This window comes from Streptomyces sp. BBFR102, from assembly GCF_051397025.1.
GTDB lineage: Bacteria > Actinomycetota > Actinomycetes > Streptomycetales > Streptomycetaceae > Streptomyces.
Genome location: NZ_CP195757.1, coordinates 3,378,207 through 3,393,176 on the forward strand (window position 1 = coordinate 3,378,207; position 14,970 = coordinate 3,393,176).

Sequence of the window (14,970 nt, forward strand, 5' to 3'; positions counted from 1 at the left end):
CGGGCCGGGGCGCGCCGGTCACGGGGGACCGGCGCGCCCGTCACGGCTGGGGTTCCACCTCGCCGAGGATCAGCTGGTAGCGGTGGTGGTCGCGCCAGGCACCCGCGATGTGCAGGTAGTCCGGGGCGGTTCCGTACCAGGTGAAGCCGGCACGGAGCAGGACGCGTTGGGAGGCGGTGTTGTCCAGCAGGGTGCCCGCCTCCAGCCGGTGCAGGCCGAGCGTGTCGCGGGCGTACGCCACGGCGTGGGCGAGCGCCTGCCCGGCGAGGCCGCGTCCGGTGTGCTCCCGGTCCACCCAGTAGCCGACCGAGGCGCTGAGCAGCGGGCCCCGGACGACGCCGGTGAACGTGAGGGTGCCGAGCACCGGGTGGGCCCCCGGGACACCGGAGCCGTCCAGCACCCACGGCACCGCCCGGCCCGCCTCCCACTCCCGCAACTGCCCCGCGATCCGCTCGGCCTGCCCGGCCGACGTGGCGAAGCGCGCGCCGCGCCGGGGCTCGGTCGGGGCGAGGTGGGCGGCGTTGCGCCGGTACGCGGCGAGCAGGGCGGGGGCGTCGTCCGGGCGTACGAGCCGCATCAGGGCACCGCCGGGGAGGAGGGCGTCCGGGACGGGGGCGGGGGTGTCGGGCTCGCTCATCCGGCCGAGGGTACGCCGCAGAACGGGGGCGGCCCATGGGGGAGTCGGGCATCGGCCCGTCGAGGAGTTCCCCGGTACCGGTCCCGGGCGGCGGGGCTCGGCAGCGCGCCGACCAGGAAGCGGGTGGCGGCCCCCAGGCCGGGGACGGCCACGCCGACGGGGCCGACTCCTCGTACGGCCATCGCGCCACGACCCGGCGCCGGGGCGCGGTGGGTGGGCCGCCGCGGCGTCAGGCGTCCGGCGTCCCCAGCCGCGCCAACTCCGCCTCGCTCAGGTGCAGGGAGCCCGCCGCCACGTTCTCCTCCAGGTGCGCCGGATCGGTGGTGCCCGGGATGGCGAGGACGTGCGGGCCCTGCTGGAGCGTCCAGGCCAGCTTGACCTGGGCCGGCGTCGCGCCGTGCGCCTCGGCGACCTCGCGGACGGCCTCGCCCGGCTCGCCGGCGCCGGCCTCGCGGCGGGCGCCGGCGACGGAGAAGAACGGGACGTAGGCGATGCCCGCCTCGCCGCACTCCTGGACGAACTCCTGCTCCTGGACGCTCGCACCTACTCCGTACGGGTTCTGCACGCAGACCACGGGGGCGATGGCGCGAGCCTCGGCGAGATGGTCGGGGCGGACGTTGGAGACGCCGAGGTGGCGGACGAGGCCGGCCTCGCGGAGTTCGGCGAGGGCGCCGACGTGGTCGGCGAGCGACTGGGTGGTCTGCTGGCGCTTGACGCGGAAGTTGACCACGTCGAGGTGGTCGCGGCCGAGCTGGCGCAGGTTCTCCTCGACCTGGCCGCGCAACTGCCGGGGCGACGCCCACTGCCACTCGCCCCAGGTGTCCCGCCCAGGGCCGACCTTGGTGACGATGACCAGGTCCTCGGCGTAGGGGGCGAGGGCGGCGTTGATCAGCTCGTTGGCGGACCGGGTGGTGGAGAAGTAGAAGGCGGCCGTGTCGAGGTGGTTGACCCCCAGCTCCACCGCGCGGCGCAGCACCCTCAGCGCGCGCTCGCGGTCGGTGCCGGGCCCGTCGAGGGGGCCGGGCAGCCGCATCGCGCCGAAGCCGACGCGGCGGACCGCGGGCAGGTCGTCGGCGAGCTGCCAGGTGCCGGAATCCAGGGCCGAGGGGCGGGGTGTGGTCGTGGTCATGGGCTGGATTCAAGCAGGCGTACGGTTCCAGGGTGGCGCTTTCGCGCACACGTGACGCGGTGTTGGGGACCGCAGGGGTCAGCTGCTCGGCGCGGGGGCCGGTGCCGGGGCCGGAGGCGTCCCCGGGCGGCGGCCGGGCGGGTCGGCCGCGCCCCCCGGGCCCGGGCTCCCCGGGTCCTGGTCCGGCCCCGCGTCCGTCGGCTCCGCCTCGGCGCGGGCCCCGCCGGACTCCCCGGCCTCGGCGTTGAGGTCGGTGAGCATCTGCTTGCTGAAGCCGAAGAAGTACGTGGCGAGGAAGCCGACCAGGTAGCCGGCGACCAGGCCGCCGCCGTAGACGGCGATGAGCGGGCCGAGGTCCCGGGTGCCCGCGAGGAGGGGGAAGAGCGCCCAGCCGGACGGGCCGATCGCCGTGGAGCCGACGGTGTCGCCGAGCATCGAGAAGGCGCCGATGAAGGCACCGCCGGCCGCGCCGCCGACGCAGGCCGTGACGAACGGGCGGCCCAGCGGCAGCGAGACCCCGTAGATCAGCGGCTCGCCGACGCCGAGGACGCCGGCCGGCAGCGCCGAGCGGATCGTCCGGCGCAGCGAGGCGTTGCGGCGCAGCCGCAGGTAGACGGCGACGGCGCAGCCGACCTGCCCGGCGCCGGCCATGGCGAGGATCGGCAGCAGCGCGGTGTAACCCTGCGACTCGATCAGGGTGGTGTGGATGGGGATGAGCGCCTGGTGCAGGCCGAGCATGACCAGCGGCAGGAAGAGCCCACCGAGGACGAACCCGGCGAAGGCGCCGGTGTTCTCCAGCAGCCAGTCGGCGCCGGTGCCGATGCCGGAGGCGATCCGCCCGGCGGCGAACATCAGGCCGAAGACGGTGACCAGGCCGGAGACGAGCACCGTGACGGTCGGCGTGAGGAGGACGTCCACCGCCTCCGGCACCCAGCGTCGGCAGCACCGCTCCACGTACACCGCGAGGACCGCGGCCCCCAGCGCGCCCAGCACCCCGCCCTGCCCGGGCGAGAGCTTCGACCCGAACACCTCGACGTCGCCGATCCCCGGGAACACGATGATCGACGCGACCGCGCCGCCCAGGATCGGCGTACCGCCGAACTCCTTCGCCGTGTTGTAGCCGACGAAGACCGCGATCAGCGCCATGAAGCCGGAGGCGAGCGCGCCGAGCGCCGGGGTCACGCCCGGCGCCCAGCCGAGGTTGACCAGCAGGCCGTTGACGCCCGCGATGATGCCGCAGCCGATCAGGGCCGGGATCAGCGGCACGAAGATGTCGGCGACGCGGCGCAGGAACAGCTTGACCGGCGTGGCGTTGCGCGCCTTGCGGGCCGCCCTGATCTCGGCCCCGCGCGCCGCCAGCTCTCCGGCGGTCACCGGGTGCGGCTCGGGGGAGGCGGCACCGGGGGCGGTCTCCGGTCCGGGGGCGGGCGCGGGCGCGGCGGCCCGCTCCTCCTCCACCAGTGCCTCGAACTCCGGCGTGACCCGGGCGACCGTCCCCGGCCCGAGGACGATCTGGTACGTGTCGTCCTCGACCACGCCCAGCACGCCGGGCACGGCCTTGAGCGCCTCGTCCTGGACGAGCGTGCGGTCCGCGAGGCCCAGCCGGAGCCGGGTCATGCAGTGGACGACGGTGATGACGTTGGCGGCGCCGCCGACAAGGGGGAGGATCGCGGCGGCGAGGGCGCGGTTCTTGTTCTCAGCCATGGTGCGTGCTGCCTTGCTGTGCGGGGGGTGGCGCGGTCAGGTGGTGCCGGGGCGGGCGGCGGCGAGCGCCTCCCGCAGGTGGCCCCGGGCGTCGGTGAGCAGGCGGTCGGCGGTGGCGGCGTCGACCCCGCCGAGCACCGTGAGGATGGCGTTCTTCACCTCGCCGCCGGTGGCGGCCAGTGCCGCCTCGATCTCCTCGTCCCCGGCGCCGGTGGCCAGCGCGACGATCCGGCGCGAGCGGGCGCGCAGCTTCTCGTTGGAGGCGCGCACGTCGACCATGAGGTTCCCGTACGTCTTGCCGAGCCGGATCATGGTCAGCGTCGAGACCATGTTCAGCACGAGCTTCTGCGCGGTGCCGGACTTCAGCCGGGTCGAGCCGGTCAGCAGCTCCGGCCCCACCACGACCTCGATGCCGTGGTCGGCGGCGGCTGCCAGCGCGCTGCCCGCGTTGCAGGAGAGCCCGACGGTGAGCGCTCCGGCCCGCCGGGCGTACTCCACGGCGCCGACCGCGTACGGGGTGCGGCCCGAGGCGGAGATCCCGACCACCGTGTCGTCGGCGGTGAGCGCCAGTTCGGCCAGGTCCTCGGCGGCCAGCTCCGCGCTGTCCTCGGCCCCCTCGACCGAGGTGACCAGGGCGCGGGGGCCGCCCGCGATGAGGCCGACGACCTCGGCGGGGTCGGTGTTGAACGTGGGCGGGCACTCGCTCGCGTCCAGCACGCCGAGCCGTCCGGCCGTACCGGCGCCCGCGTGGATCAGCCGTCCGCCCCGCGCCATCCGCTCCGCGATCTGGTCGATGGCGGCGGCGATCTCGGGGAGCACCCGCGCCACGGCGCCGGGCACGGTGGCGTCCTCCGCGTTCATGGTGCGGGCGATCTCCAGCGTGGAGAGCCGGTCGATCTCGGCCAGCTCCGGCCGGAACGCCTCGGTGGTCAGCGTCTCCAGCTGGGCACGGAGACCCTCGTCGGACGGGACGTCTTCACGGGCGGTGGTGTCGGTCATCGGAACGGGCTCTTTCGGTACGTGGGTGCGGGGTGCGGGGTGCGGCCGGGCGGTGCGTACGGAGTCAGCGACGCGCCGAGCGCGGGTCGTGGCGGTGCGCCAGCGCCTCGTACGAGGCGGACAGCGCGGGCGCCGCCGTCTCGTACGTACGCTGGGCGACCCCCACGAAGAGGCAGTCGACGACCAGGAGCTGGCTGGTCCTGGACGACATGGCGGCCGGCCGCAGCTCGCTCTCGCGCGCCGTGGAGGTGGTCAGCAGGTGGTCGGCGTACTGGGAGACGGCGCCGTCGGGCCGCCCGGTCACCGCGATCGTGGTGGCACCCCGCTCGAAGGCGGTGCGCAGCGGCTCGATCACGTCGCCGGTCGTGCCGGAGTGGGTGATGGCGATCGCCACGTCACGCGGGCGCAGCTGCACGGCGTTGGTCACCGCGAGGTGCGGGTCGGCGTGGGCGTGGGCGATCAGACCTATCCGCAGCAGCTTCTGCGCCAGGTCCTGGGCGACCAGCCCCGAGGCCCCGATGCCGTAGAGGTCGATCCGGCGCGCCCCCGCGAGCGCGTCCACGCACGCCGCGAGCTGCGCGGTGTCCAGTCCGGCGGCGGTGTCGGCGAGGGTCTGCCGCTCGTCGTAGGCCAGCTTCGCCACCACGTCCGCCAGCGAGTCGTCCACCGCGATGTCGGCGGTCACGGCCGGCGACTGCCCCGACTCCTGCTGCGCGGCGAGCCCCGCCAGCGCGAGCCTGAGGTCCCGGTACCCCGGATACCCCAGCAGCCGCGCCGTCCTCACCACGGTCGCCTCACTGGTCCCGGTCAGCTCCGCCAACCCGGTCACGGTCAACGCCGAACACCCCGCCGGGTCCTGGGCCACCGCCTCCGCCACCCGCTGCACCGACCGCGTCATCGACGGCCCCAACGTCCTGACCTTGGCCGCAAGCGCCGCCGGCGCGGGCGGGGCGGACCGTCCGAAACTTTCCTTCACGTTGCTGCTCACGTTTGGAAGGTATTTTCAGACCGGGGGTTTGGCAAGGGCGGGGAGGGCGATCGGGGAGGGTTCGCCGGCCCGGCCAGATGTGCGGAGAGCCCCGACGGCCCCGCCTTCGCGGCGCCTCCCGAACGAGCCGGCCGGGCCGGGCGGGTTGCCGGGAGAGTGCGGAATCTCGACTGGTGCGCCCGTACGCCGCCTGGAGAGCTTTGGTCCGTCCGAGTTGCCCCCCCGTGTCGTCTGGAGTCCGGGCCGAGACCACCGCGAAGCCGGTCGGCCTGCGCCTGGAGCCGGGGACCGCGGACGCCCGCACGTACCCCGCCTCCGGCGACTGCCGGATCAACGGCGACGGCTCGATCGGCATGCCGTACACCGAGGGCGACGCCGACAGCACGCCGCCCTGCGGCATCCGCTACCTCCGCGCCACCAACGGCGAGCCGTACGCACTGAAGGCGTCGGTCACCTGGGAGATCTCCTGGGAAGGATCGAGCGGCACACGGGGCGTCCTCCCTGACGGCACCTTCGAGACGACGCGGGAGATGACGGTCCAGGAGGTTCAGGCGGTCAATCGCTGATCCGGCCCGGTGCACGTTCGCCCCGGCGATCCGCCTGTGCGGACGGCTGGGGCGCGTACCGGATGCCGGACCGGTCAGGTCCCGACCCGGAACTCCCGTTCGGCGTAGCGGCGTTCTGTGATCTGCTCCGGGGTTCCGAGGACGTGGACGGCCCCAGTCGAGGTCGCGGGCACGGCGTCACCGGCCACTCCCCGCCCCCTCCGGGGGACAATGGACCCATGAACGACATGGCGCGGACGGAACAGGCCCTGCACGGCGCTCGGGCGGCGGTCCTCGCTGATCTCGGGGCGCGGTCGGCCGAGGAGGCTGATCTGGTGGAGGACGCGGTGGCCGGGCGGCGGTGGTGGGTGGAGCAGTGGCCGGAGGGGGCCGCGTACGTCACCGGGCTGGTCGCGCAGGACGTGCAGGACGCCCTGCTGGAGCGGGTGGGACGCTGGCCGCTCTGCCCCCTGTGCGGGGAGGAGGACCCGCACGCGCTGGACGTGGAGCCGGAGTTGGGTGAGGACCCGCACTGGGTGTGCGGCAAGGCCGGGGCCGTGATCGCGCCGGTCGGCTCGCTCGGCGGCGCCACCGGCTGACGGGGCGCCCGTGATCTACATCGACCCGCCGGCCTGGCCCGGACACGGCCGCCTCTGGTCGCACCTGGTCAGCGACGTCTCGTACGAGGAACTGCACGCCTTCGCGGCGCGGATCGGGGTGCCGCCGCGCGCCTTCGAGCGGGACCACTACGACCTGCCCGCCCACCGCTACGCCGACGCGGTACGGGCCGGGGCCGCCGAGGTGTCCAGCCGCGAGGTGGTGGTGCTGCTGACCCGGGCCGGGCTCAGGCGGCGCAAGCGGTGGGGCGCGGGCGGCGGCGGATAGCACCGTGGGCGGCGGGGATCAGCCCCGCCGCTCGTACCGCAGGTCCAGCCCCTCGGCCAGGTCCTGGACGACCGGTGGGTCGGCCGGGGTGAAACCGGCGCGGCGCAGGACGTGCTGGGACGCCTTGTTGCCGGGGTCGACGCGGGCGCGCAAGGCCGGGGAGCCGGGCCGGCCCAGGCCCCAGGCGGTGAGGGTGCGCAGGGCGGCGGTGGCGTAGCCGTGGCCTCGGGCCCGCTCCTGGAGGCCGTAGCCGACCTCGGCGCTGTTCCTCTCGTCGGGCGGGCCGTGGAAGCCGATCGTGCCGAGCGCCCGCTCGTCGCGGAGCCGGACGAGGACGAAGGTGCCCCATTCGGGCCGGTGCGTGCCCCGGGCGTACGTCCGCGCCACCATCGCGCCCGCCGCGCGGCTGCCCTCGTCGGGGTCGCCGCCGAGCCAGGTGTGGCCGGCGGTGCCGCCCACCGACAGGTCCATCGCGGCGGCCGGGGAGAGTTCGCGCAGCTCCAGCACGGCCGGCGCCTCCTCGTCCTCCTCGTCCTCGACGGGGAGCACGATCGCGTTGTGCCAGTGCCAGGAGGTGACCCGGGGCCGCCCCGGGAGGTCGGCGCGGCCGGTCGCCCACAGCAGGGTGCGCGCCGGGTCGGGGCCGGGCTGGACGTGCGGGAAGAGGTGGGCCAGCAGCGACTGGCTGAGCCGGGACGGCGGTCGCCAGCGCGCCACCCCGAGCCCGCACGCGATGTCGTACGTGTGCAGCAGGACCTCGGCGACGCCCATCCCCGCGAACCCCGTCCGGTCCCCGGCCCCGTACGCGAAGGAGTGCCAGCCGCGCACCCCCGGCGGGGTCGTGCGGACCACCGCCGAGAGCAGGCCGCCGGTGGCGGTGACGACGCCCGCCGCGTCCTCGTTGCTCAGCCCTTCGTCGAGGGCGATGCCGTACCCGACGTACCCGGAGGCGGCGCGGCCGGTCAACTGCCCGGCATACGCGATGAGATCGTCCGCCACGTGTTCCACCGTGCGGCGCACCGACCACTCCAGGGAGCCGGCCGGCACCGCCCAGTCCCGGTCCGCGACCGACCGCAGCAGCTCCGCGCACTCCGCGACCGCCTCGTCCACCTGATCCGCGCCCATCTCCAGCATGGGCCGAGCGTAGGCGCTGCCCCCGTGCGCGGCAGGGGTTTTACGCGGGGCCGGGGGCCCGTGCGGCCTGAGGTCCGGGCGCGTCGGCGGAGCGCCCGGCCGACCGGGCCGCGACCCGGCTGCTTCCGCCGCCCCTGCCCAGCCGCAGGGCGAGCGTGACGGCGGCGATGCCGGCCAGGAGCATGGCCGCGCCCGCCCAGGCGGTGGACGGGTAGCCGAGGCCCGCGTCGATGACGGTGCCGCCGAGCCAGGGGCCGCCGGTGTTGCCGAGGTTGAAGGCGGCGGTGGCGGTGGCACCGGCCAGGGTGGGGGCGGCGCCCGCGACGTTGAACATGCGGACGTTGAGAGCCGGGCCGGTGAAGAAGGAGGAGAGGCCCAGCAGGAAGGAGAGGGCGACGGCGAAGGCGGCCGTGGAGGCGAGCAGGGCCAGGGCCGTGAGGAAGACGGCGGAGGCCGCCATGCCGCCCAGCAGCACCCCGAACAGGTGAGCGTCGGCCACCCGCCCGCCGATCGCCGTACCCACCAGCGCGCCCGCGCCGAAGAGCGCCAGCACCCACGGCACCGTGGACTCGGCGAGCCCGGCGACATCGGTGAGCAGGGGCGCCATGTAGCTGAACGCGCAGAAGACACCGCCCGCCGCGAAGGCCGTGGCGAGGATCGCGAGCCACACCTGCCGGTCGGCGTAGATCGCCGACTCCCGGCGCAGCACCGGCGTCTCGGCCGGACGCGGGAGATGCGGCACCCGGGCCGCCACCCCGATCAGCGCCACCGCCGAGGCCCCCGCCACGGCCCAGAACGCCGAGCGCCAGCCGAGCTGGTCGCCGAGGAAGGCGCCCATCGGCACTCCGAGCACGTTGGCGACGGAGAGCCCGCCGAGCATCACGGCCATCGCCCGCGCCCGCGAGGTGACCGGCACCATCGCGATGGCCACGGCCGCCCCGACCGCCCAGAACCCGGCGCAGGCCAGCGCGCTGACCACCCGGGAGGCGAACAGCACGGCGTACGAGGGGGCGAGCGCGCCCGCGACCTGGCCGAGGCCGAAGACGGTGAGGAGCGCGATCAGCGTCAGCCGGCGCGGCAGCCGGAGCGTCGCCACCGCCAGCAGCGGGGCGCCCACCACCATGCCGACGGCGAACGCCGAGATCAGCAGCCCCGCCTGCGGAATGGTGACGTCCATGTCGCGCGCGATCGGCGGCAGCAGCCCCGACAGCATGAACTCGCTGGTGCCGAGGGCGAAGACGGCCAGGCCGAGGACGTAGACGGCGAGGGGCATGCGTTCCCGGGCGGGTCGCCCGGTCTGCTCCTGAGCGGCGGCCGGCTGCTTCGGGGTGCTCGCGGGGGCTGGGGGGTGGGCGGGCTCGGGCTCGCGATGGCGCTCAGCTGAATCGGACACGTGGGTGCAACGGCCGCCGGGAGAACGGCATTCCCCGCGCCTCCGGAGGGCGCGTCGGAGGTCCCGCGCGCGCCCCGGGACTTGGTCGGTGCGTACAACTGGCGCCGCCTGTGCCCGGCCTTGAACGACCGGCCTGAACGAGGAGCCCGGCGGGCCGCCGGCCGACTCGCGTGCCGGTGGAGCGCGTGGACCGGCCCCAGCCGGCGGGGTCCAGCGGTACGGACCGCGCTCGTACGCGACGCGCCTGTGATCGACCGCACGCGGGACCTCGTAGGCAAGTCGACGCTCCCGGCGCGGAGTTGCTGACAAGCTGCCCCTCATGACGGTGAAACTGGTGCTGGTGGACGATCAGGAGATGGTCCGGCGGGGTATGCGGGTCATCTTCGGGAACCAGCAGGGCATGGAGGTGGTCGGCGAGGCCGCCGACGGGGTGGAGGCGGTGGAGGCCGCCCGCCGCCTCCGGCCGGACGTGGTCCTGGCGGACATCAGGATGCCGCGGATGGACGGGCTGGAGGTGGTCCGGCGGCTGGCCGGTCCCCAGGCGCCCGAACCGCGGCCCAAGGTCGTCGTCGTCACCACCTTCGACCTCGACGAGTACGTCTACCCTGCGCTGCGCAACGGCGCCTCGGGCTTCCTGCTGAAGCGCTCGGGCCCGGCCCTGCTGGTGGAGGCGGTCCGCGCCGCCATGGCCGGGGACAGCCTGATCAGCCCCTCCACCACGGTGCGGCTGCTGCGGCACGTCACCGGCAACCGGGCGCCGGGCGACCCGGCACCCCGCACCGAGGCGCTGACCGAGCGGGAGGGGGAGATCGCCGCGCTGGTCGCCGAGGGCGGCACCAACGCCGACATCGCCGCCGAGCTGTTCATCTCCCCGGGCACCGTCAAGACCCATGTGGCGAGCATCCAGCGGAAGTTCGGGGTGCGGAACCGGGTCGGCATCGCCGTCCGGGCTTTCGAACGCGGATACACCGCCAGCCGCCGCCCGAAGTGACGGCGCGGGGGCGGCGGCGCCGTTTCCGCCTCTGCCGAACGGCGGATACCAGGCGGGCCCGTCGTGCGTACGCTCGCCCCCATGCGGACCGAGACGACGCGTGACACCGACCGCTGGGCCACGCCCCGCGCCCTGGTGGTCTGCCTGATTGTCCTCCCCGGCCTCGCGGCACCCCTCGAAGCCCTGTTCGTGGTGGCCCCCACCGCCCTCGCCGTGGTGGCCTCCACGGCGCGCTTCCCCCTGGGCGGCCTCACGCTGCCGAAGGCGGTGACGGCCGCCACGGCGCTCTCCGTACTGGGAGACCTCGGCTTCCTGCTGACCCGCGACGGCTGGGCGGAGGTCAAGTGGGCCCTGCCCTGGCTGCCGTTCGAACTGACGGCGCTGCTGGTGCTGCTGCTGCGGGTGGTACGCCGGGCGCCCGTACTCCCGGCCGCCGTGCTCGGGACGCTCACCGGGGCCGCCGCCGTCGTCCTGCCGCTGCGCTTCTCGCTGAGGAACTCCCACAGCGTGCTGGAGCAGTCGGTCCTCGGCGCCCTGGCGGCGACCGTCCTCGCCCTGACCGCGGTGGGGATCGGGCTGCACCAGCGCGCCCAGGACGAGCGCCGCGCCGAGGCGATCGACCGGGCCCGGCGCGAACAACGCCTCCACGTCGCCCGGGACCTCCACGACTTCGTCGCGCACGAGGTGACCGGCATCCTGCTGGAGACCCAGGCGGCGCGCCTCGTCGACTACGACGAGGCGCGGACCAGGGCGCTGCTGGAGCGGCTGGAGGCCGCCGGCCAGCGGGCCCTGGCCTCCATGGACGACACCCTGCGGGTCCTGCGCGAGCCCGGCACCCGGACGGAGCCCCCCGCCACCCGCGTGCACGGCCTCGGCGACCTCGCCGGCCTGCTGCGGCGCTTCGAGGGGTCGGGGAACGTCCGTACCACCCTCGACCTGGCGCCCGGGGTCGCCGGAACGCTGCCCCGGGAGACCGAGGACGCCGCCTACCGCCTGGTCATCGAGGCGCTGACCAACATCCGCAGGCACGCCCCCGCCGCCCGTCTGGTGAGGGTCGCGGTGGGCCGCGATCCGGACGGGCTCAGGGTCGCCGTCTCCGACGACGGAGGCCGCCCCACCGGTTACGCCCCCGGCCCCCGCGCCGACGGCGGCACGGGCCTGCCGGCGCTCACCGAGCGCTTCACCGGCCTGCGCGGCCACGTCGAGGCGGGCCCCGGCCCGGTGGGCTGGACCGTCGTCGGCGTACTGCCCCTCGACGCTCCTTAGGGCCTGTCCGGCGGATCTTCGTGGGCCTGCGACGCCTGGCACGCACTCTCGCCGTACGCCCGGATCACCCGAGTACGTCCCGTACGAGGGAGATCCGGGCGCAGGCCGAGAGCACGCACCAGACGCCGCAGGCTGTTCCACGAAGATCCGCCGGACAAGCCTTGGGGACCGCCTCCAGGGCGTCGCGCCCCGTCCCCGGATATCTGCCGAACGGCAGATGGCGGCGGACCCGTACTCCGGGAATCTGGAGCCGTCACCATCCGACCGGAGACGGAGCACCCGATGTTCACCCGAGCCGAGAACACCCGCGGCAGGACCGCCACCACCCTGATCGCCCTCGCCGCCGGACTGCTGCTCACCACGGCCGGCTGCGCCGACGCGAAGAAGGCCGACCCGCAGGAGAAGGCGTTCCCCTTCAGCGGCAGGAAGCTGGACGTCCGCACCCACGACAACCCGACCGACCTGGTCGCCGCCGACATCGAGGACGTCCGCGTCACCCTCTGGTTCCACGAGGGCGCCTCGCTCGGCGGCAGCGACGTCACCTGGGAGCTGAAGGGCGACACCCTCGACCTGGACGCCTCCTGCAGCGGCCTGGCCGACTGCGACACCAGGTTCCGCGTGGAGGTCCCGCGTGACCTGACCGTGCTGCGCAACGGCGACCCCACCGACCTCAAGGGCTGAACGGGCCGCGAGCCGCACCGTGAGCACCCCTCACGTACGCACAACCGCCGGCCGGAACAGCCGGAGAAGACGAGAAGGCGGAGACCATGCTTGAGCTGATCGACATCACCAAGGTCCACAAGGGAGGTAGACGCGCGGTCGACGGGCTCTCCCTGACCCTCGGCCACGGAATGGTGGGACTGCTCGGTCCCAACGGCGCCGGCAAGTCCTCCCTGATGCGGATCATCTCCACGGTGACCAGACCCACCAGCGGAACCCTCCGCTACGAGGGCACCGACCTCACCGCCGACCCGGACGCGATCCGCCGCCACCTCGGCTACCTGCCACAGGACTTCGGCGTCTACCCGCACCTGACCTCGCGCGAGTTCCTCGCCTACCTCGCCGCCGCCAAGGGCCTCTCCGCCCGCTCGGCCAGGGCCCGGATCGAGGAACTGCTCGAACTGGTCAACCTCACCGAGGCCGTGAAGAGGCCGCTCGGCGCGTACTCCGGGGGCATGCTGCGCCGGGTCGGCATCGCCCAGGCGCTGCTCGGCGACCCCCGGGTGATCGTCGTCGACGAACCCACCGCCGGCCTCGACCCGGAGGAGCGGGTCCGGTTCCGCAACCTGCTGAGCGACCTCTCCGCCGACCGCGTGGTGATGCTGTCGACCCACATCGTCTCCGACGTGGAGTCCGTCGCCTCCGACATCGCGGTCATGGCCGGCGGCCGGCTGCTGCGCCGGGGCGCCCCCGAGGAGCTGACGGGGGACCTGGAGGGACGGGTCTGGGAGATCCTCGTCGACCCCTCCGCCGTCTCCGCCGTGCAGAGCCACCACGTGGTCAGCCGCGTGATCCGCACCTCGTCCGGGGTACGGCTGCGGGTCCTGTCGGCCCAGCCCCCGGCCGGCGATGCCACCCAGGTCGCCCCGGACCTGGAGGACGCCTACCTCGGCGTCATCCGGGGCGCCGGGGACCGCCGCCGCGACGACCGCCCGGCGGTGCGGCGATGAACCTGAGCGCCCTGCCCGGCCTGACCGTCGGGGACTTCAAGGACCGGGTGCGCCGCCCCGTCTACCTGGTGGTCCTGCTCGCCGCCGTCGGCCTCGGCTCCCTGGCGGTGCCCCCGGCCGACGGCCGCTGGGTGATCCTCGCGCTCGGCGAGTACCGGGGCACGTACAACAGCGCGTACGTCGGTGTGGCCACCGCCCTGGCCGGGGCGCTCTGGCTGACCCTGGGCGGCTTCTACGTCGTCCGCAAGGGCATCGCCCGGGACGAGGAGACCCGGGTCGGCCAGATCCTGGCCGCCACCCCCGTCCGTACCGCCTCGTTCCTGGCCTCCAAGTTCCTGAGCAGCTTCCTGGTGCTGGCCTCGATGCTCGGCGTGCTGGCGGTGACCGCGCTCGCCATGCAGCTGATGCGCGGCGAGGACCGTGCCGTCGACCTGATCGCCCTGCTCAAGCCCTTCCTGGTGCTGGCGCTGCCGCTGCTGGCGCTGACGGCCGCCGCGGCCGTGTTCTTCGAGACCGTGCCGGTGCTGCGCGGCGGCGTCGGCAACGTGGTGTGGTTCTTCGTCGCCCTGGTGGTGGGGATCGGCGGGCAGTCCTCCGACGCCCCGCTCGGCGGGCTCGGCGTCGGGCGGGCCGCCGAGTCGTTGGGCGCGGCCCTGACCGAGGAGCGGGGAGAGGGCGGCGACCGCACCTTCAGCCTCGGGCTCACACAGATCGCCGAACCGCTGACGCCCTTCCGCTGGGACGGCTTCGAACTGGGCGGCGGGTTCCTGGCGAGCCGCCTGCTGATCGTGGTGACCGCGGTGGCGCTGGCCCTGCTCCCGGCCTTCTGGTTCGGCCGCTTCGACCCCTCACGCCACCGGCGCGGCGACGCCGCGCGCGTCCTGGCCGAGGCCGGGGCCGGGGCCGGCTCCCCGGCCGGGGCCGGTGCGTCCGCTTCCGCCGCCGCCCCCGTGTACCGCCCGGCCCCCACCGCGGCCCTCACCCTGCCGAGGACCGCCACCGAGAGCGGCGGCGGCACCTTCGGCCGACTCCTCGCCGGAGAGGTACGCATCCTGGTGGGCGGTGTCTCCCCGTGGTGGTGGGCGGTGGCCGCCGCGCTGACCGTGGCCGGCCTCACCGTCCCCGGGGCCGTGGTCACCGGGCTCGTCCTGCCCGCCGTGTGGATCTGGCCGGTGCTGATCTGGTCCCGCCTGGGCAGCCAGCAGGTGGAGCACGGCATGGAGGGCCTGCTGGGCGCGTACCCGGCGGCCCGCCGGAGGCTGCTGGCCGAATGGGGCTCCGGTGCCGTGCTGACCGCGGTGCTGGGCGTGGCCCCGCTGATCCGGATGGCGCTCGCCGCGGACGCCCCGGGCCTCGCCGCCTGGCTGGCCGGGGTGCTGTTCATCCCGTCGCTGGCCATGCTGCTCGGCGTCCTGTGCCGTACGCACCGGGTGTTCCAGGCGGTCTACCTGCCGATCTGGTACCTCGTGGTCAACAGGGTCGCCGCCGTCGACTTCATGGGCGCCGTACGGGACGCGGGCGCGCCCGCCGGCCCCACGCCCCTCTTCCACGTCGCGGCCCTGCTCATGCTCGGCGCGGTCTTCCTGGCCGCCGAGACCAGGCGCGGCCTCACGGCCTGAACCGCGCCGG

The 14,970-nt window shown here is 75.0% G+C and carries 14 protein-coding genes and 1 pseudogene; 8 read left to right on the forward strand and 7 right to left on the reverse strand.

Annotated features, from left to right (window positions below):
- Positions 1-40: 40 nt before the first annotated feature.
- The 5 genes from ACSLIC_RS15125 to ACSLIC_RS15145 form a co-directional block, all read right to left on the reverse strand.
- Positions 41-637, reverse strand: coding sequence for a GNAT family N-acetyltransferase (locus tag ACSLIC_RS15125; RefSeq protein ID WP_436738217.1), 597 nt, complete (start codon positions 635-637; stop codon positions 41-43).
- A 229-nt stretch (positions 638-866) separates the two neighbouring features.
- Positions 867-1,766 (reverse strand): oxidoreductase, encoded by a 900-nt coding sequence (locus tag ACSLIC_RS15130; RefSeq protein WP_436738218.1) that lies wholly within the window; start codon positions 1,764-1,766, stop codon positions 867-869.
- A 78-nt stretch (positions 1,767-1,844) separates the two neighbouring features.
- Positions 1,845-3,470 carry a PTS transporter subunit EIIC gene (locus ACSLIC_RS15135; RefSeq protein WP_436738219.1) on the reverse strand — a complete coding sequence of 542 codons (1,626 nt, stop codon included), beginning with the start codon at positions 3,468-3,470 and terminating at the stop codon, positions 1,845-1,847.
- Between the two features lie 36 nt (positions 3,471-3,506).
- Complete coding sequence (murQ, locus tag ACSLIC_RS15140) at positions 3,507-4,469, reverse strand: N-acetylmuramic acid 6-phosphate etherase (RefSeq protein ID WP_436738220.1); 963 nt, start codon at positions 4,467-4,469, stop codon at positions 3,507-3,509.
- 64 nt (positions 4,470-4,533) lie between these two features.
- A complete protein-coding gene (locus ACSLIC_RS15145) occupies positions 4,534-5,457 on the reverse strand; it encodes a MurR/RpiR family transcriptional regulator (protein WP_436738221.1) in 924 nt (307 codons plus the stop codon).
- A gap of 233 nt (positions 5,458-5,690) precedes the next feature.
- Here ACSLIC_RS15145 and ACSLIC_RS15150 point away from each other — a divergent pair.
- The 3 genes and pseudogenes from ACSLIC_RS15150 to ACSLIC_RS15160 form a co-directional block, all read left to right on the forward strand.
- A pseudogene (locus tag ACSLIC_RS15150) lies at positions 5,691-6,023 on the forward strand (hypothetical protein); the annotation flags it as partial.
- Between the two features lie 218 nt (positions 6,024-6,241).
- Positions 6,242-6,601, forward strand: a complete 360-nt coding sequence (locus ACSLIC_RS15155; protein WP_436738222.1) for a hypothetical protein — start codon at positions 6,242-6,244, stop codon at positions 6,599-6,601.
- Positions 6,602-6,611: 10 nt separating this feature from the next.
- Complete coding sequence (locus ACSLIC_RS15160; RefSeq protein WP_436738223.1) at positions 6,612-6,887, forward strand: DUF4031 domain-containing protein; 276 nt, start codon at positions 6,612-6,614, stop codon at positions 6,885-6,887.
- Positions 6,888-6,905: 18 nt separating this feature from the next.
- Here ACSLIC_RS15160 and ACSLIC_RS15165 read toward each other — a convergent pair whose 3' ends face one another.
- The gene (locus tag ACSLIC_RS15165; protein ID WP_436738224.1) at positions 6,906-8,021 is read right to left on the reverse strand and encodes a GNAT family N-acetyltransferase; all 1,116 of its coding nucleotides are present in this window, start codon (positions 8,019-8,021) and stop codon (positions 6,906-6,908) included.
- Positions 8,022-8,061: 40 nt separating this feature from the next.
- Positions 8,062-9,294, reverse strand: a complete 1,233-nt coding sequence (locus ACSLIC_RS15170; protein ID WP_436738225.1) for a Cmx/CmrA family chloramphenicol efflux MFS transporter — start codon at positions 9,292-9,294, stop codon at positions 8,062-8,064.
- 439 nt (positions 9,295-9,733) lie between these two features.
- On the opposite strand from ACSLIC_RS15170, the gene ACSLIC_RS15175 reads away from it, so the two are divergent.
- The 5 genes from ACSLIC_RS15175 to ACSLIC_RS15195 all read left to right on the forward strand — a co-directional run bounded on the left by ACSLIC_RS15175 (position 9,734) and on the right by ACSLIC_RS15195 (position 14,960).
- The gene (locus tag ACSLIC_RS15175) at positions 9,734-10,405 is read left to right on the forward strand and encodes a response regulator (RefSeq protein WP_436738226.1); all 672 of its coding nucleotides are present in this window, start codon (positions 9,734-9,736) and stop codon (positions 10,403-10,405) included.
- An 81-nt stretch (positions 10,406-10,486) separates the two neighbouring features.
- On the forward strand, positions 10,487-11,671 hold the full coding sequence (locus ACSLIC_RS15180) for a sensor histidine kinase (protein WP_436738227.1): 1,185 nt from the start codon (positions 10,487-10,489) through the stop codon (positions 11,669-11,671).
- Positions 11,672-11,953: 282 nt separating this feature from the next.
- Complete coding sequence (locus tag ACSLIC_RS15185; protein WP_436738228.1) at positions 11,954-12,352, forward strand: hypothetical protein; 399 nt, start codon at positions 11,954-11,956, stop codon at positions 12,350-12,352.
- Between the two features lie 86 nt (positions 12,353-12,438).
- On the forward strand, positions 12,439-13,341 hold the full coding sequence (locus ACSLIC_RS15190; RefSeq protein ID WP_436738229.1) for an ABC transporter ATP-binding protein: 903 nt from the start codon (positions 12,439-12,441) through the stop codon (positions 13,339-13,341).
- Positions 13,338-14,960, forward strand: coding sequence for an ABC transporter permease (locus ACSLIC_RS15195; RefSeq protein WP_436738230.1), 1,623 nt, complete (start codon positions 13,338-13,340; stop codon positions 14,958-14,960). Before ACSLIC_RS15190 ends, ACSLIC_RS15195 begins: the two co-directional genes overlap by 4 nt.
- Positions 14,961-14,970: the final 10 nt, after the last annotated feature.